The sequence below is a fragment of the Massilia niabensis genome (assembly GCF_042655085.1).
In the GTDB taxonomy this organism is placed as follows: domain Bacteria; phylum Pseudomonadota; class Gammaproteobacteria; order Burkholderiales; family Burkholderiaceae_D; genus Telluria; species Telluria niabensis.
Genome location: NZ_JBHSMU010000014.1, coordinates 131,284 through 147,970, shown reverse-complemented (window position 1 = coordinate 147,970; position 16,687 = coordinate 131,284). Strand labels below are relative to the sequence as shown.

Below are 16,687 nucleotides of genomic sequence, written 5' to 3'. Positions count from 1 at the left end.
AATGACTGACGGGTCGATTATGGGAAATTGACGAGAGCGAAAGGGGCCATTATGCGACAAAACCTTGCGCAGGCTAAATAAAAAGCCTGATTTGGGGCATCTTTCCCAGTAGGACTGGACTGACAAGACACCATGCATACTGCCTACACGGGGGCAACCCCTAATCTTATGTTCGCCAACAGACTATAGCTTTACTGTACACACATCGCGATGAGACAGTGTCAACAGTCTCCAGAAGTCGCCCTTGATGCAATAAGTAAAGATAAAAGGACATAAAATGAACAACGCTCAACTTGGTGGTGTTACGCAAAAATCGCAGTCGGTAACCCGGATTCCTGCAAGCAAAGAGGATATCAAGCCAGCGTCCCGTCCAGTTGTCAGTGTCAGCGGTACCCAGCAAAACGAACTGCTGGCCGCCCTTCCCCGCCAGGACCTGGAAACCCTGTTCGAGCACCTGGAACTGGTTCCAATGCCATTCGGCAAGGAATTGTTCGAGTATGGCAGCAAATTGGAATATGTGTATTTTCCAACGACCGCAATCGTGTCGCTGCTGTATGTGATGGAAGACGGCGCCACCACCGAGATCGCCGTTGTCGGACACGAAGGCGTGGTCGGCGTGTCGCTGTTCATGGGTGAACGTGCCATGTGCAGCGCGGTTGTCCAGAGCGCCGGCTACGGTTACCGCCTCAAGACCCAATATCTGCGTGACGCCTTCATGAAGGGCGGCGCCCTGCCCCAGCTGCTGATGCGCTACACCAATGCCCTGTTCGCCCAGATGGCTCAGAACGCCGTCGGCGGCCGCCACAGCTCGATCGAACAGAAGCTGTGCCGCTGGCTGCTCGACCGCCTGGACCGCTCGCCAGGCAACGAACTGAAAGTGACCCAGGAACTGATTTCGATCATGCTGGGTGTGCGTCGCGAAAGCATCACCGCCGCCGCCGGCAAGCTGCAGGATGAAGGCCTGATCCAGTACCGCCGCGGCAACATCACGGTGCTCGACCGCGCCGGCCTGGAAGAGTATGCAGGCGAATGCTACAAGGTCGCGAAGACCGAATACGACCGTCTGCTGATGGACGTCGCGCGCTAAGCCAGCTGTTGTAGATCCTGATCGTTGCACCCCGTCGCCGGCAAGACCGGCGACGAGTCATTTGCCCCCCGCAATGCGAGCGCCGTTGCGGTCCCGGCGACCGCGTTTGTCAGCGGAATGCGCGCCCGGATACAGGTGCCGACCTCATTCACGCCACGCCCCACCTCGAGTTTCCCTCCCAGCAGCAAGGCCCTTTCCCGCATGCCCAGCAAACCATGGGACTTCGCACGCGTGAACGCGTCCGGAGCGATGCCAATGCCGTCGTCGGTCACTTCCAGCGCCAGCGCGTTGGCGTCGCGCTCCAGGTGGACGATCACGTTGCGCGCCTGCGCGTACTTGGCAATATTGTTCAGGGATTCCTGCACGATGCGGAACAGGGCAATGTCATGCATGGGGCCGGCGCTGTCGATGTCGCCCTCGACGAGCACGTCGCAATCCAGGCCCGTCACCCGCGCATAATCGGCGCAATAACTCTGCAGCGCGGCGGACAGGCCGAGATTGTCGAGCAGGCTCGGACGCAGGTCTTCGACGATGCGGCGCTTCAATTGCACCGTATCCACGAGCGTGGCCCGCGCCCGTGCCAGCATGGCCGCCAGCTCCGGGTGACTCCCCTTGAGATGTTCGGCCACGCCGTTCAGGTCCATGCCGATCGCCGTCAGGTTGGCGCCCATTTCGTCGTGCAGTTCGCGCGCCAGGCGCGCCTTTTCTTCTTCCGAAACATGGATCAGGTGGCGCGACAGGACCGATAGCTGCTCGGTACGCTTGGCCACGGTCGACTCGAGCTGTTCGTTGGCGGCCTGCAAGGCGTATTCGGCATCCGCGCGGGCCGCGAAGCTGCGCTGCACCAACCGGTAAAACAGGAGCAGCACGGCAATGGCCGCGGCGTTGATGCCCAGGCCCAGCAGCACCGCATGGCGGTATTGCTCATAGAAAGTGGCGCTGTGGGTGGCCAGCAATTCGTTCTGCTCGCTCAGCATGATCACGACCTGCAAGCGGATTTCGTCGCTGTCACCGTCGGTCGGGGCGGCGGTGATGGTCAGGATTTCCTTCAGCCCGCCATCGCGGTAGATGGCGAGCGCCTGGTTCATCATGTCGAGCTGGCCTTCGACGAGCGTGCGGAGTTGCGCCAGGTTCTTTTGCTGTGAGGGATTGTCGGCCAGCAGCGTGCCGAGCGTGCGCAGCTGGCGGTCGATCTGGGCCGGGGCGCCCTGCACCGCGCCAAGATAAGTCGGATTCCCCGAAAGGAAATAGCCACGCATATTGCTCTCGGCATCGGTAACGAGCAGGTTCAGGTGCTGCAACTCATTGGTCACCCGGGTGGTCCGGTCCTGCAGGCCGTTGGCCGCCTTCAGCCCATCGAGGTTGCGCAGCACACTCATGCCGTTGACGAGCAGGATCAGCACGCAAACGAGGCAGAGCAGAGTCTTGTAGAGGGGTAGGCTGCGGGCTGAACTGCGGGGTGACCCGCTCAGTAGGCCCGAAGTCCGGGCCGGGCCTGGATCGCTGGCGAAATACATGTGTCGGGTTCCTTTCACGCAACTTTGCCGGACCGCTGATTATAGTCCGATTCCGGACGGAAATGCAGCGAGCCGGCCGATCGAGCAGCCGGGATGACACAGATAGTGCACAGCAGATCCAGGGGCCGCACCCAGGCGGCGGGCTCGGGGTGCATGCATGGAAGACGAACGCCGGGTGGCGTTCGGGAACTTAGTCGAGCAGGTTGTTTTTCATGGCGTAATAGGTCAGGTCGCTGTTCGACTGCAGGCCCATCTTTTCCATGATGCGGGTACGGTAGGTGGACACGGTCTTGATCGACAGCGACAGGGCGTTACCGATATCCGACACCGTGGCGCCTTTTGCCAGGCGCAGGAACACCTGGAACTCGCGGTCCGACAGCTCGGTGTGCAGCGCCGTGTTCGGATCGCGGTCAAAACTCTGCGCCAGCAATTCGCCGACGGTCGAGCTGACGTAGCGCCGGCCCTGGAACACGGTGCGCACGGCGGTCTTGAGCTCGTCGGCATCGCATTCCTTGTTCAGGTAGCCGTTGGCGCCCATCTTGAACAGGTTCAGTGCGTACTGTTGCGCCGGATAGCCGGACAGAATCAGTACCGGCAGGTTCGGCTGACCCTGGCGAATGGTACGCAGAATGTCGATCCCGCTCTGGTCGGGCATGGCGATGTCGAGCAGCAGCACGTCGCAAATCTCGCGGCGGGCAATATCGAGCGCCTCGCGGCCGGTGGCGCCTTCTGCCACGACTTCGAAGTCGCCGGACGACGAGAAAATCTGTTTGAAGCCTGCTCGAACTATCTGGTGATCGTCACAAATGGCAACGCGTATCATTATCTTCCCTTAAATTTTCCTGGCACAGGAAAGAGCCGGGATTATTCGCCCGGCTGTCATGCGTTGATTTACCTAAATCGCATGTAACATTTTAGCACTTCGACACCCATCTACAACAGTCGTGCGCGAATGCTGAGCCCGCTGCCCCTTATGCGGGCCGGACATCCCGCTTCAGCAGCGCGAGGATATCGAGCAGTTCTTCACGCAGCCGGCCGGTGTCGACCGTTGGCGCCTCCTCGACCTGCACGGGCTCGATGCCGCCGGCGAGGTCGCTCGCATGATTGCCGAGCCGGTTGCGGGCGCCGCTGATCGTGAATCCCTGCTCGTAGAGCAGTTCGCGGATCCGGCGGATCAGCAGCACTTCGTGGTGCTGGTAATAGCGACGGTTACCACGGCGTTTGACCGGTTTTAGCTGAGTAAATTCCTGCTCCCAGTAGCGCAGCACGTGCGGCTTGACGCCGCACAATTCGCTGACTTCGCCGATCGTGAAGTAGCGCTTGGCCGGGATCGGCGGCAGCGCGGTCAATTCAATCTTGTTGGGGCGATCGTTCATAACTCACTTTCATCTGCACTCAGGCAGCGCGCGCCAGCGACGACGGCGGAGGGCTGGTTTCTTCAACCATGCCCTTCAGCTTCTGGCTCGCGTGGAAAGTCACGACGCGACGCGCCGTGATCGGGATCTCTTCCCCGGTTTTCGGATTGCGGCCCGGTCGCTGGGGCTTGTCGCGCAACTGGAAGTTGCCGAAGCCCGACAGCTTGACGGCCTCGCCGCGCTCGAGCGCGTTGCGGATCTCGTCGAAGAAAGTTTCGACCATGTCCTTGGCTTCGCGCTTGTTCAGACCGACCTGCTCGAACAGCAGCTCGGCCAGCTCGGCCTTGGTGAGGGTCGGCAGGTCTCGCTCGGCTTCCTGCCGAACCCGCGCTACCTGCATCGCGCGATGCAGGTCGGCCGCCAGGGCTTCCTGGAATACGGCCGAATCAACGTCGTTGTTATTAATTTTGAAGCCCTGCCTTCATTCAATGGACACGTTTTGGACGTATTACAAACTTAGCCGCGCAATTTTGCGCTGTGTTTTTCTCTTGCGGCCTCAGCTACGGCAGCCATCACGGCTTCCACGGCATCGTCCTGCAAGGTCGATTGAGTATCTTGCAACCCAAAGCGGAAAGCAAGCGATTTTTCGTCGGCCTCCAGGCCCTTGCCGCGGTATTCATCAAACAAAACAATGGCTTGCACGATCTTGCCCAGCGGGTGAGCAGCCACGGCAGCCTGGAACGCATCGATGACGGACTGGGCCGGAACCTCGGCCTTGACCACCAGCGCGAGGTCGCGTGTAGCGCCCGGGAACTTGGAAATCTCGGCATAGCTCGGGACCACGCGGGCCGAGAGCGCAAGGGCGTCGACTTCGAACAGCACCGGTGCCTGCGGCAGGTCGTACTTCTGCAGCCAGCGTGGATGCAGTTCCCCGATGAAGCCGACAGTGCGGCCATCGAGTTCGACGGTGGCGCAGCGGCCCGGGTGCAGCGCCGGGTGCTCGGCCTTGACGAAGCGTACCACACGCGGCGAGAACAGCACTTCCAGGTCGGCTTTCACGTCGAAGTAATCGACCGCGCGCGACGGCATATCCCACTGCTCGTCGAAGGCCGGGCCGTAGGCCATCGCGCCGACGCGCTTGGGCTGGTCGTAGCCGGCGACCGACAGCGGGCCGTCCGTGGTCGTGTCGGCGCGATGGAAAACGGCGCCGACTTCGAACACGCGCACCCTGCCCGCCTTGCGGTTCAGGTTGTAGCGCACGTTGGCAAGCAGGCCGCCGATCAGCGAGGAGCGCATCACGCTCATCTGGCTGGCGATCGGGTTCTGCAGCTTGATCGGGTCATTGTTGCCGGCGAAATCCTGCTCCCACGTCGTTTCCACGAAGCTCATGTTGACGACCTCCTGGTAGCCGAGGTCGGCCAGCAGGTGGCGGATCGCGAACAGCGAGCGCGTGTTTTCCGGTTCGATCAGCATCGCGCTCGGCGCCACCGGCGGGTTGGCCGGAATGTTCTCGAAGCCATACACGCGCGCCACTTCCTCGATCAGGTCTTCCTCGATCTCGATGTCGAAGCGGTAGGACGGCGCGGTGACGGCGAACTGGCCCGCTTCATGGGTGAACGGCAGGTGCAGGCGGGTGAAGATGTCGGCCACCATCGCGTCGGTGATCGGCACGCCAATCACCTTTTGCGCGCGCGCCGTGCGCAGCACGACTGGCTTGCGCTCCGGCAGGTTGGCGACCTGGTCGTCGATCGGGCCGACTTTCGTCGCTTCGGTACCGCAGATCTGGACGATCAAGGCCGTGATGCGCTCGATGTGTTCGACGGTGGTAGCGTAATCGACGCCGCGCTCGAACCGGTGCGCCGCATCGGTCGAGAAATTGTACTTGCGGGCACGGCCCTGGATTGCGTTCGGCCACCAGAAGGCCGCTTCCAGGTAGATGTCGGTCGTGTCCAGGGTGACAGCGGTGGAGTCGCCGCCCATGATGCCGGCTAGCGATTCGATTTCCTTGTCATCGGCGATCACGCCAACCCACTCGTCGACCTCGACGGTGCTGCCGTTGAGGAGCTTGAGCGACTCGCCCTTCCGGCCCCAGCGCACGTCAATGCTGCCATGGATCTTGTCCAGGTCAAACACGTGCGATGGACGGCCGACTTCGAGCATGACGTAGTTCGAGATGTCGACCAGGGCCGAGACCGAGCGCTGGCCCGAGCGTTCCAGGCGCTGCTTCATCCAGTCAGGCGTCGCGGCTTTCGCGTCCAGGCCGCGGATGACGCGGCCGGTGAAGCGGCCACACAGGTCCGGCGCCGAAATCCTGGCAGACAGGATCTCGTCCGTGGTGACCGGCACCGGCACCGTGGTCGGCAGGTGCAGGGGCGTGCCGGTCAGGGCCGACACTTCACGCGCCACGCCCAGCACCGACAGGCAGTCCGCCTTGTTCGGGGTCAGCTTGATGGTGAACTTCAGGTCGTCCAGGCCGAGGTAGTCGCGGATGCTGGTGCCGACCGGTGCATCGGCCGGCAATTCCATCAGGCCGCTGCTCTCTTCCGAAATCTTCAGTTCCTTCGCCGAGCACATCATGCCCTGCGATTCGACACCGCGCAGTTGTCCGACCTTGATCTCGAAGGGCTTGCCATCCGCGCCCGGCGGCAGCACGGCGCCGGCCTGGGCGCAGATCGCCTTCATGCCCGCGCGCACGTTCGGCGCGCCGCAAACGATGTTCAGGAGCGTTCCCGTGCCGACGTTCACCTGGCACACGTTCAGGCGGTCCGCGTTCGGGTGCTTGGCGACTTCGACCACTTCGGCCACGACCACGTTCGAGAACGGCGGTGCGACCGGTTCCACTTCCTCGACTTCGAGGCCGGACATCGTCAGCAGGTGGGACAGTTCATCCGAACTCATGTTCGGATTGACCATGGAGCGGAGCCAGTTTTCGGAGAATTGCATAATCTTTGCCTTGTCGCTGCAGGGTTTGTTATTAGTTGAACTGCTTCAGGAAACGCAAGTCGCCTTCGTAGAACAGGCGCAGGTCGTTGATCCCATAACGCAGCATCGTCAGGCGCTCGAGGCCGGAGCCGAACGCGAAGCCGATGAATTTTTCCGGGTCGAGGCCGAAGTTGCGCACCACCGTCGGGTGCACCTGGCCGGCCCCCGACACTTCCAGCCAGCGGCCCTTCAGCGGACCGGAACCGAAGGCGATGTCGATCTCGGCCGACGGTTCGGTGAACGGGAAGTAGGACGGGCGGAAGCGCACCTGCAGGTCGTCGGTCTCGAAGAAGGCCTTCACGAAATTCAGGTACACGCCCTTGAGGTCGGCGAAGCTGATGTCCTCGCCGATCCACAGGCCTTCGACCTGGTGGAACATCGGCGAGTGGGTGGCGTCGCTGTCGACGCGGTAGGTACGGCCCGGGGCGATCACCTTGATCGGCGGCGTGTGGGTGCGCGCATAACGCACCTGCATCGGGCTGGTGTGGGTGCGCAGCAGCAGCGGCTTGCCCGTGGTGTCGTTACCCTCGATGTAGAAGGTGTCCTGCATGGAACGCGCCGGGTGGTTCTCCGGGCTGTTCAGGGCGGTGAAATTGGTCCAGTCGTTTTCGATTTCCGGGCCGTCGGCCACGTCGAAACCGATCGAGCGGAAGATCTGTTCGACGCGCTCCCAGCTGCGCATCACCGGGTGGATGCCGCCGGGCGAGCGGCCGCGGCCCGGCAGGGTGACGTCGATCGACTCCGCATTCAGGCGGCTTTCCATCTGGGCATTCGCCAGCGCTTCGCGGCGGCCGGTCAATGCCCCTTCGATTTTTTCTTTGGTGGCATTGATCAGGGCGCCCTGCGCCTTGCGCGCGTCGGGGTCGAGCTTGCCGAGTCCCTTCATCAGTTCGGTAACCTGGCCGGTTTTGCCGAGGTATTTCGCTTTTGCGTTTTCCAGCGCGGCCGCATCAGGCGCGGCGCCAAAGTCAGCCTGTGCCGAGACGACGAGTTCTTCGAGCGAGTTCATGCTTTATTCTTTTCCTGTGTTTGGGTGGCAGGAGCCACAAGGAATCATGATAAAAAAACCAATTCCTGGAACAAAAACGGGGCACAGGTTTGAACCTCTGCCCCGCTCTTTTTGCGCCGCGTTGCCGCGGCGCTGGTATTGCTAGCGAACTGCTATCAAGCAGCCAGCTTGGCCTGGACGGCGCTGACAATCGCGGCGAAGGCCGGCTTGTCATGCACAGCCATGTCGGCCAGGACTTTACGGTCCAGTTCAATCGCGGCTTTTTTCAGGCCGTTCATGAACACGCTGTAGGTCATGCCGTGCGAACGCGATGCTGCGTTGATACGGGTGATCCACAGTGCGCGGAAGACGCGCTTCTTGTTGCGGCGGTCGCGGTATGCGTACTGGCCAGCGCGCATGACTGCTTGCTTGGCAACACGATATACTTTTGAGCGACGGCCACGGTAGCCTTTTGCAAGCTCAAGAACTTTTTTATGACGGGCCCGTGCGGTAACCCCACGTTTAACTCTAGGCATATTAGCTCCTTAGTGTGAGATTAAGCAGATGGCATCATGCGGAGAACGCTGGTCACGTCCGACGCATTGATGTTACGGGTACCGCGCAGTTGACGCTTGTTCTTGGTGGTCTTCTTGGTCAGGATGTGACGCTTGAACGCCATACCCGATTTCACAGTACCGCCCGGACGCACGCGAAAACGTTTCTTCGCGGAGCTCTTGGTTTTCATTTTTGGCATAGTCTTCTGTCCTTTTCACGGACAGCCTCATATCTAACAGGATTGCAGGTGGCAACTTGTGTCGCGCTTAGATGCCTGCTTTCACTTGTTTTGCAGCGCACCGTTACACGTCGTGCCGACACGCTACAACCTGCTTCGAAAAACAGGAACCGCAGATTCTAACACAAGTGCTGGAGGAAAAGTGATGTTGCGGTGCCGCGAATTCGTAGGGTGGGCGGGAAACCCGCCCACCCTAAACGACAAAAAGCCGGACCGGTGCTGCAGCACTCGCTGCAGCACCGGTCCGGCCCTTCCATCATCAACCCAAAGCGAAGAATTACTTCTTCTTCTTCGGCGCGATAATCATGATCATCTGGCGGCCTTCCATCTTCGGGAACTGCTCGACCTGGCCGTACGGCTCGAGGTCTCCCTTCAGGCGTTCCAGCATGCGGAAGCCGATATCCTGGTGCGCCATTTCGCGGCCGCGGAAGCGCAGCGTGATCTTCGTCTTGTCGCCCTCTTCCAGGAACTTGATGAGGTTACGCAGCTTGATGCTGTAGTCGCCTTCATCCGTACCTGGACGGAACTTGACTTCCTTGACCTGGATGATCTTCTGCTTCAGCTTGGCCTCGTGGGCCTTCTTCTGCTCGGAGTACTTGAACTTGCCGTAATCCATGAGGCGGCAGACCGGTGGAACCGCGTTCGGTGCGATTTCCACGAGGTCGACGTTCTTTTCCTCGGCGAGACGGAAGGCCTCGGCCAGGCTCACAATGCCCAGCGGCTCGTTGTCCACACCCGACAAACGCATTTCCGGGTGATTGATTTCGCCATTGATGCGATGCGACGACTTGTCAGTAGCTATGTTGTTTCCTTTTAATGTCTGAATAACCGGCCGGCTTACTTGGCTTTGGAACTTACTTCGCCCAGCAGGCGCTCGATCAGGGCATCGACGGACATCACGCCCAGGTCGACATTGCCCCGTGCGCGCACGGCCACGGTGTTTGCTTCACGTTCCTTGTCGCCAACAACTAGAATATATGGCAACTTTTGGACGGAATGTTCGCGTATTTTATAGGTAATCTTCTCGTTCCGCAAATCAGCGTGAACGCGCAGTCCGGCCTTCTTCAGGCGATCTTGCACCTCTTTCACATAGCTTGCCTGCGCGTCAGAAATGTTGAGCACAGCCACCTGCACCGGCGCCAACCACAGCGGCAGCGCACCGGCATAGTTCTCGATCAGGATGCCGATGAAGCGTTCCATCGAGCCGACGATCGCGCGGTGCAGCATGACCGGCACCTTGCGGGTGTTGTCTTCCGCGACATATTCGGCGCCGAGGCGGCCCGGCATCGAGAAGTCGACCTGCATCGTGCCGACCTGCCATGGGCGGCCCAGGCTGTCCTTCAGGTGGTATTCGATCTTCGGGCCGTAGAAGGCGCCCTCGCCCGGCAATTCCGTCCACTCGACACCACAGGCGCGCAGGGCCGAACGCAGCGCTTCTTCCGCTTCGTCCCAGACTTCGTCGGTGCCGATGCGGCTGTCCGGACGCAGCGCCAGCTTGACGTCGATATTCGTGAAACCGAAGTCGTCATACACTTCCATCGCCTGGGCGTGGAAGGCCGTGACTTCCGCCTCGATCTGCTCTTCCGTACAGAACACGTGGCCGTCGTCCTGGGTAAAGCCGCGCACGCGCATGATGCCGTGCAGCGCGCCCGAGGACTCGTTGCGGTGGCACTGGCCGAACTCGCCATAACGCAGCGGAAGATCGCGGTAGCTCTTCATGCCCGAGTTATAGATCTGCACGTGGCCCGGGCAGTTCATTGGTTTCAGCGCGTACGAGCGGTTCTCCGACTCGGTCGTGAACATGTTTTCGCGATAGTTGTCCCAGTGACCGGTCTTCTGCCACAGCGTGACATCGAGAATCTGCGGCGCCTTGACTTCGTCGTAGCCGTTGACCTGGTACTTGTGGCGCATGTATTGCTCCACCTGCTGCCAGATGGTCCAGCCCTTCGGGTGCCAGAAGATCAGGCCCGGTGCTTCTTCCTGGAAGTGGAACAAGTCCAATGCTTTGCCTAATTTCCGATGATCGCGCTTTTCCGCCTCTTCCAGCATGTGCAGGTATTGCTCCTGGTCTTCCTTCTTGGCCCAGGCGGTGCCATACACGCGCTGCAGCATCTCGTTCTTCGAGTCGCCGCGCCAGTAGGCGCCGGCCAGCTTCATCAGCTTGAAGACCTTCAGCTTGCCCGACGACGGCACGTGCGGGCCGCGGCACAGGTCGGTGAAGCTGCCTTCCGAGTACAGCGACACGTCCTCGTGCGCCGGAATCGAGGCGATAATCTCGGCCTTGTATTCTTCGCCGATCGACTTGAAGTAGGCAACGGCCTCATCGCGCGGCAGCACCTTGCGCGTGACCGGCTCATCCTTCTTGGCCAGCTCGGCCATCTTCTTTTCGATTTTCGCCAGGTCTTCGGGCGTGAACGGGCGCTTGTACGAGAAGTCGTAGTAGAAGCCGTTTTCAATGACCGGGCCGATCGTGACCTGGGCATCCGGAAACAGCTCCTTCACCGCGTGCGCCAGCAGGTGGGCGGTCGAGTGGCGGATCACGTCCAGGCCTTCGGGGTCGCGGTCGGTGACGATGGCGAGGTCTGCGTCGGATTCGATCAGGAAGGAGGTATCGACCACCTTGCCGTTCACCTTGCCGGCGAGCGCCGCCTTGGCAAGGCTCGGGGCAATACTTGTCGCCACCTGGGCGACCGTCACGGGGCCGTCGAACTGACGGCTGGAGCCATCGGGAAGTCGCACGTTAAGCATAGTGATCTCCAATTGGCGCGCCGCGCCGAAATATTGATTGAATTGAAAGCTAAAATCTTGAGACGAAAAAAAACGCGCACCAGGCGCGTTGATTTCAGTGTGTTGAGCAAAAGAACACCATACCGCGTCTAGCGATTCCCCCACAACCAGGTTGTAGTTCGCGGTGTCATAACCGAAGGTGCCTTTCTCGCTCTTACTCTAATGTTCTGGTGGGCGGTGCAGAATTCGAATCTGCGACCCCTTGGATGTCGACCAAGTATTCTAACCAGCTGAACTAACCGCCCAATGACGTGCATTATAGGGGGTGCGTCGAAAGCGCGCAAGGGTTGATCAGAATTAAGTGACGAGCTGGTAAAGTTGCAGGTGGGCGAGCCTCCTCGGCCGCGCCAGTAATCCATTACACTTCGGGTTCTGCACGCTTACCAAAATACCAATGTCCGATCACGCCGCCCCTACCTCCGAGCACCTGCACGCCCACCTCGACGGCGACGCCCAGCACGGGCACTTCATCGAAGCGCGCAGCCAGAAGGCGCTCGCCGCCGCGCTTGCGCTGACGCTCCTGTTTGCCGTTATCGAGGTCGTCACCGGCTTCATGTCCAATTCGCTGGCCCTGATTTCCGACGCCGGTCACATGGTGACCGATGCCGCCGCCCTGGGTCTCGCCCTGCTGGCGCAACTGATCGCCAAGCGCCCGCCCTCCGCGCGCCACTCATTCGGCTTCGTGCGTGCCGAGGCGCTGGCCGCCTTCGTGAACTGCCTCGCCATGCTCGCGCTCGTGGCCTGGATCGGCTGGGAAGCGGCGCAGCGCCTGTTGCATCCCGAGCCGGTGCAGGGCGGTGTGGTGCTGGTGGTCGCGGCCATCGGGGCCGGCATCAACATCCTCGTAGCCTGGATACTGTCGCGCGGCACCCAAAGCATCAATACGCGCGCCGCGCTGGTCAACGTGCTGGGCGACCTGCTCGGGTCGGTTGCCGCGATCGCCGCCGGCGGCATCATTTATCTTACTAACTGGGTCCGGATCGACCCGATTCTGTCGATTTTTGTCGCCCTGTTGATCCTGCGCTCGACCTGGGGCATCCTGCGCGAGTCCTACCACTTCCTGATGGAAGGCGTGCCGCACGGGATCGATTACCTGCAGGTCGGCGCCGACGTGGCCGAGGTCGACGGCGTGCTGTCGGTGCACGACCTGCACGTGTGGGACATGTCGCCCGGCCACCCTGCCCTCATCGGCCACCTCGAGATCCGCAGCCTGGCCGAGTGGCCGACGGTGCTGCGCGCGGTAAAGGAGATGCTGCTGGCCAGGCACGGCATCGACCACGTGACCCTGCAGCCCGAAGGCCCGGACGGCCAGCCGCTCGATGCGAGCCTTTGTAAGCCTGCGCTTACCCGGCCTGGGCACGCACGCCGATAGGACATTTCCTGGCAACGGCTCACAATCGGAGCATGGACGAAAATACGAACGACATCACGGATCACCTCAGTTCCCACGTCTTCGACACCCTGGTCATCGGCGGCGGTCCGGGCGGCCTGACGGCGGCGATCTACTTGCGCCGCTTCACGCGCAACATCGCCGTGGTCGACAAGGGCAACAGCCGGCTGGGCCTGATTCCGGTCTCGCACAACTATCCCGGCTTCCCGGAAGGCGTGCCGGGCTCCCAGCTGCTGGGCAACCTCAGCGCCCAGCTGAAGAAGTATGGCGGCAGCGTGCTGTCCGGCGAGATCACGGGCCTGCGCCTGGAAGACGGCACCTTCGTCGGCGACTATCTCGGCGAGGACGGCAACACCTGCCAGATCCGCGCGCTGACCGTGCTGCTGGCCACGGGCGTTGCCGACGCCGGGCTGCCGATCGAAAACTGGTACGAGGCCGTGCAGGCCGGCGCGGTGCGCCTGTGCCCGGTGTGCGACGGCTATGACGTGATGGACCGGCGCATCGCCGTCGTCACCAACGAAACCAACCCCGTCGGCCATGCCCTGTTCATGCGCTCGTTCAGCGCCGACGTGACCCTGTTCGACCGCGGCAAGGAGTCGATGCTGAGCGACGACGAGCGGCGCCAGATCGAGGTGGCCGGCGTGCGCTACATCGAGTCGCCGCTGCTCGGCGTCACGATGAGCCCGGACAAGAAGCCGATCCTGAATACGGCCGATGGCGAGAGCCGCGAATTCGATGTATTCTACCCGATGCTGGGCGAATCGGCGCGCTCGAAGCTGGCCTGCGAGCTGGGCGCCGAAACCGGCGACTGCGACAAGCTGATTGTCGACGACCACCAGCGTACCAATGTGCCGGGGCTGTATGCGATCGGGGACGTGGTGCTGGGACTGAACCAGATTGCGGTGGCGGCGGGACAGGCGGCGATTGCGGCCACCACCATCCACAATGCCTTGCCGTGGGCCCTGCGCCCGCCGCGCGCGCCGGATCAGGCGCGCGGCAATGGAGACGCCACCCGCGCGGCCTGAAGCAGGCACTCGAACTCGGCGGCGGGCACCGGCCGGCTGTACAGGTAGCCCTGCACCTCGTCGCAATCGCGGCGCGCCAGGAAATCGCGCTGCGCGGGCGTTTCCACGCCCTCGGCGATGACGCGCATGCCCAGGTCGTGCGACAGCGAGATAATCGCGGCCACCATGGCCGCATTGTCGGGATCGTGCTCGATGTCGCGCACAAAGGACTGGTCGATCTTCAGGACGTCGACCGGGAAGCACTTCAGGTAGGCCAGGCTCGAGTAGCCGGTGCCGAAATCGTCGATCGACAGGCGCACGCCCATCGCCTTGAGTTCCTTCATCATGACGATCGCCACCTCGACATCGTCCATCATCAGGCTTTCGGTCACTTCCAGCTCCAGGCAGCGGGGGGACAGCCCCGTTTCGCGCAGCACCGCGCCGATCATGGCCGGCAACGCCGGGTCCTGGAACTGACGAGCCGACAGGTTAACGGCGACGCGCAGCGGTCCGAAGCCCGCAGCTTGCCAAGTCACGGCCTGGGCGCACGCGCTGCGCAGCGCCCACGCGCCCATCGGCACGATCAGCCCGGTTTCCTCGGCGAGGGTGATGAAGCGGTCCGGCCGCATGAGGCCGTGTTGCGGATGGCGCCAGCGGATCAGCGCCTCCATCCCGATCGCGCGGCCGGCCGCCAGGTCGATTTGCGGCTGGTAGTGCAGCTCGAACTGGTTCGAGGCCAGCGCGACGCGCATCGCATCGACCAGCGCCAGCCGCTCCCTGGCGCGTTCGTTCATCCCGGGCAGGTAGAAGCGGGCCAGGTTACGCCCGCCCTCTTTGGCGCGCACCATGGCGATCTCGGCGTGTTTGACGAGCGTATCGGCGTCTTCGCCATCGGCTGGATAGCCCGCCACGCCCGCGCTGCAGGTGATGTGGATGCGCTGCCCGCATTCGGTATAAGGCGCGGCCACCGCCGCCAGGACCTCGTCGACCGTCGCCAACACCTGGCATTCGTCGCCGCGCTCGACCAGCAGCAGCACGAATTCGTCGTCCCCGGTGCGGGCAACCGTGTCGGTGGGCCGGATCGCGGCCGCAATGCGCGCGCTTGCCTGGCGCAGCAGGCGGTCCCCCGCGGCGTGACCCAGGCTATCGTTGACGTCCTTGAAGTGGTCCAGGTCGAGCGCCACCACCCAGACGCAGCCCGGATACCCGGCTGCTGCCGCCATCGCGCGCTCGATACGGTCGGCCAGCAGCACGCGGTTGGGCAGCCCGGTGAGCGTGTCGTGGCGCGCGCGCCGTTCGAGCTCGGCTTCATACTGCTTGGCGGTCGTGACGTCGTACTCGGCGATCACGAAGTGGTCGGTGTTGCCGTTCGCGTCCATGATCGGCGCCAGGTACACGTCACAGTAAAAGCCGGTACCGTCGCCGCGGCGCAGGAAGAGCAGCGAGTGGCCTTCGCGACGCTCGCGCATGGCGTTGCGCAGTTCGTGCAGCCCGGGCTGGTCGGGAGCGTCCTCGGTCAGGCGCGCCATGGGGTGCCCGATCACGTCCTCGGCCTTTCTGCGCCGCATGCGCTCGAAGGCGGGATTGACATAGATGACCGGGTAGCCCTCGGTGCGCGCATCGACCAGGATCACGGCGTTCGCGCTCGATTCGATGGCGCGGTGGTACAGGCGCAAGGCTTCCGACGCGCGCCACAGGTCGGCCGTGCGCACGCCGACCAGCGTCTCGACCTGGCGCGCACGGGTCACACCCGCATGCACATAAGCAGCGGCGGCAACACTGAAGGCAATGCCGATCACCAGCATTGCAACCGAGCCGACGTGTGCGGAAGCGGGCTCGCGCATGTGCGCCGCCAGCTCCCAGGGCTGGCCGGCGACGGTGAAACGCTGTGTGCGCCGGAATTCGGCGGCGCCGAGCAGCCTTCCCAGCCAGGCCGGCTCGTCCGGCGGCACGCTGGCGTAACGCACGACCTCCAGCAGCGACCGCCCGTCGGGCGCCGGGCCGGACAGCGTGAGGCCGATGTCCTTACGCGCCAGCAAGCTCACACTGAGCAATTTTTCGTGGACCAAGGCCCCAACGTCGATGATGACCTCGGTGACGCCGGTGGTTGCCGCGCGCCGCGCCGTCACCGTATCGGGTGTCTTGTCCGTGCCATAAACCGGCAGGAAAAGGACATTGCCGAGCCGACCGCGCGGCTCGATCAGCGGGATCAGCTCGCTCGCCAGCGGCTGGCCGGTGTCGATAATGCGCTGGACGACCGCGCGGTGCGGCGGATGGGCCCAGGCGTCATAGCCACGCAGGTGCGTGTTACGGCCGCGCGGCGCTACCTTGTCGAGGACGAGATACAGGGGCCGCCGGGGGGCCGGGACAAAACCGGCGCCGCTGCGCTCGCGGATGTGGAAGCCCGGCCAGGCACGGTTGCGCTCGGCCTCGTACGCCGCCCGCTGGTCATCGCGCACGAAACGAAAATAGGCAAGACCTCGTATATAGGGATAGAAATCCAGCAAGGGCGCCGTGAACCGGGCGAACTGCGCATCATCAACCGCGGCAGATGAGCGGAACAGCAGGTTGGTCGCGCGCATCGAGACGGCGGCGTCCTCGAAACTGCGCGTGACCACGGCCACGTGCGCTTCGACGCGACGCGTGAAGTCGTAGGCGCTGCGGGTTCGCTCGAACTCATGCAGCACACTGAACAGCAACAGGCTGACCAGCAGCCCGGCCAACAGTGTCGCCACCGTGGCGGCGGGAAGCATACGTGCACGCAAGAAGCTGGATGGTCGCGTC

General features: G+C 62.6%; 14 protein-coding genes and 1 tRNA gene. 3 read left to right on the top strand and 12 right to left on the bottom strand.

All coding sequences use genetic code 11. From position 1 onward, the window contains the following. The first annotated feature begins 277 nt into the window (after window positions 1-277). Window positions 278-1,087 carry a Crp/Fnr family transcriptional regulator gene (locus tag ACFPN5_RS13845; RefSeq protein WP_379784189.1) on the top strand — a complete coding sequence of 270 codons (810 nt, stop codon included), beginning with the start codon at window positions 278-280 and terminating at the stop codon, window positions 1,085-1,087. Here the strand turns inward: ACFPN5_RS13845 and ACFPN5_RS13840 are convergent. The 11 genes from ACFPN5_RS13840 to ACFPN5_RS13790 all read right to left on the bottom strand — a co-directional run bounded on the left by ACFPN5_RS13840 (window position 1,084) and on the right by ACFPN5_RS13790 (window position 11,754). Continuing rightward, window positions 1,084-2,490, bottom strand: coding sequence for a CHASE3 domain-containing protein (locus tag ACFPN5_RS13840; protein ID WP_379784187.1), 1,407 nt, complete (start codon window positions 2,488-2,490; stop codon window positions 1,084-1,086). The genes ACFPN5_RS13845 and ACFPN5_RS13840 overlap by 4 nt on opposite strands. Before the next feature lie 304 nt (window positions 2,491-2,794). After that, on the bottom strand, window positions 2,795-3,427 hold the full coding sequence (locus tag ACFPN5_RS13835; protein ID WP_056334485.1) for a response regulator: 633 nt from the start codon (window positions 3,425-3,427) through the stop codon (window positions 2,795-2,797). Between the two features lie 148 nt (window positions 3,428-3,575). Continuing rightward, on the bottom strand, window positions 3,576-3,980 hold the full coding sequence (locus ACFPN5_RS13830) for a MerR family transcriptional regulator (protein ID WP_379784185.1): 405 nt from the start codon (window positions 3,978-3,980) through the stop codon (window positions 3,576-3,578). 19 nt (window positions 3,981-3,999) lie between these two features. After that, a complete protein-coding gene (locus ACFPN5_RS13825; RefSeq protein WP_379784183.1) occupies window positions 4,000-4,359 on the bottom strand; it encodes an integration host factor subunit alpha in 360 nt (119 codons plus the stop codon). Between the two features lie 116 nt (window positions 4,360-4,475). Then, entirely contained in the window at window positions 4,476-6,902 is a 2,427-nt protein-coding gene (gene pheT, locus ACFPN5_RS13820; RefSeq protein WP_379784180.1) for a phenylalanine--tRNA ligase subunit beta, read from the bottom strand. A gap of 31 nt (window positions 6,903-6,933) precedes the next feature. Further along, window positions 6,934-7,950 carry a phenylalanine--tRNA ligase subunit alpha gene (pheS, locus tag ACFPN5_RS13815; RefSeq protein WP_379784177.1) on the bottom strand — a complete coding sequence of 339 codons (1,017 nt, stop codon included), beginning with the start codon at window positions 7,948-7,950 and terminating at the stop codon, window positions 6,934-6,936. 155 nt (window positions 7,951-8,105) lie between these two features. Next, window positions 8,106-8,465 carry a 50S ribosomal protein L20 gene (gene rplT, locus ACFPN5_RS13810; RefSeq protein WP_379784174.1) on the bottom strand — a complete coding sequence of 120 codons (360 nt, stop codon included), beginning with the start codon at window positions 8,463-8,465 and terminating at the stop codon, window positions 8,106-8,108. 20 nt (window positions 8,466-8,485) lie between these two features. Continuing rightward, window positions 8,486-8,683, bottom strand: coding sequence for a 50S ribosomal protein L35 (gene rpmI, locus ACFPN5_RS13805; RefSeq protein ID WP_057262756.1), 198 nt, complete (start codon window positions 8,681-8,683; stop codon window positions 8,486-8,488). A gap of 316 nt (window positions 8,684-8,999) precedes the next feature. Then, on the bottom strand, window positions 9,000-9,548 hold the full coding sequence (gene infC, locus ACFPN5_RS13800) for a translation initiation factor IF-3 (RefSeq protein ID WP_379784445.1): 549 nt from the start codon (window positions 9,546-9,548) through the stop codon (window positions 9,000-9,002). Between the two features lie 11 nt (window positions 9,549-9,559). Beyond that, complete coding sequence (gene thrS / locus ACFPN5_RS13795) at window positions 9,560-11,470, bottom strand: threonine--tRNA ligase (protein WP_379784172.1); 1,911 nt, start codon at window positions 11,468-11,470, stop codon at window positions 9,560-9,562. A 207-nt stretch (window positions 11,471-11,677) separates the two neighbouring features. Further along, window positions 11,678-11,754: transfer RNA gene (locus ACFPN5_RS13790), tRNA-Val, on the bottom strand. 149 nt (window positions 11,755-11,903) lie between these two features. Here ACFPN5_RS13790 and ACFPN5_RS13785 point away from each other — a divergent pair. Together ACFPN5_RS13785 and ACFPN5_RS13780 are read left to right on the top strand one after the other, a co-directional pair. Further along, window positions 11,904-12,881, top strand: a complete 978-nt coding sequence (locus ACFPN5_RS13785; RefSeq protein ID WP_379784169.1) for a cation diffusion facilitator family transporter — start codon at window positions 11,904-11,906, stop codon at window positions 12,879-12,881. Window positions 12,882-12,913: 32 nt separating this feature from the next. After that, complete coding sequence (locus ACFPN5_RS13780; protein WP_379784167.1) at window positions 12,914-13,924, top strand: NAD(P)/FAD-dependent oxidoreductase; 1,011 nt, start codon at window positions 12,914-12,916, stop codon at window positions 13,922-13,924. Here the strand turns inward: ACFPN5_RS13780 and ACFPN5_RS13775 are convergent. Continuing rightward, a complete protein-coding gene (locus ACFPN5_RS13775) occupies window positions 13,885-16,656 on the bottom strand; it encodes a bifunctional diguanylate cyclase/phosphodiesterase (RefSeq protein WP_379784164.1) in 2,772 nt (923 codons plus the stop codon). The two genes, ACFPN5_RS13780 and ACFPN5_RS13775, sit on opposite strands and share 40 nt — an antisense overlap. Between the last annotated feature and the right edge of the window lie 31 nt (window positions 16,657-16,687).

Excerpts from the sequence above, each read along its gene's own strand:
- ACFPN5_RS13775 (WP_379784164.1), bottom strand. The coding sequence starts at position 16,656 with ATGCTTCCCGCCGCCACGGTGGCGACACTGTTGGCCGGGCTGCTGGTC.
- thrS (WP_379784172.1), bottom strand. The coding sequence starts at position 11,470 with ATGCTTAACGTGCGACTTCCCGATGGCTCCAGCCGTCAGTTCGACGGC.
- ACFPN5_RS13845 (WP_379784189.1), top strand. The coding sequence starts at position 278 with ATGAACAACGCTCAACTTGGTGGTGTTACGCAAAAATCGCAGTCGGTA.
- ACFPN5_RS13785 (WP_379784169.1), top strand. The coding sequence starts at position 11,904 with ATGTCCGATCACGCCGCCCCTACCTCCGAGCACCTGCACGCCCACCTC.
- pheT (WP_379784180.1), bottom strand. The coding sequence starts at position 6,902 with ATGCAATTCTCCGAAAACTGGCTCCGCTCCATGGTCAATCCGAACATG.
- ACFPN5_RS13825 (WP_379784183.1), bottom strand. The coding sequence starts at position 4,359 with ATGCAGGTAGCGCGGGTTCGGCAGGAAGCCGAGCGAGACCTGCCGACC.
- pheS (WP_379784177.1), bottom strand. The coding sequence starts at position 7,950 with ATGAACTCGCTCGAAGAACTCGTCGTCTCGGCACAGGCTGACTTTGGC.
- rpmI (WP_057262756.1), bottom strand. The coding sequence starts at position 8,683 with ATGCCAAAAATGAAAACCAAGAGCTCCGCGAAGAAACGTTTTCGCGTG.
- ACFPN5_RS13780 (WP_379784167.1), top strand. The coding sequence starts at position 12,914 with ATGGACGAAAATACGAACGACATCACGGATCACCTCAGTTCCCACGTC.
- ACFPN5_RS13830 (WP_379784185.1), bottom strand. The coding sequence starts at position 3,980 with ATGAACGATCGCCCCAACAAGATTGAATTGACCGCGCTGCCGCCGATC.
- rplT (WP_379784174.1), bottom strand. The coding sequence starts at position 8,465 with ATGCCTAGAGTTAAACGTGGGGTTACCGCACGGGCCCGTCATAAAAAA.
- ACFPN5_RS13835 (WP_056334485.1), bottom strand. The coding sequence starts at position 3,427 with ATGATACGCGTTGCCATTTGTGACGATCACCAGATAGTTCGAGCAGGC.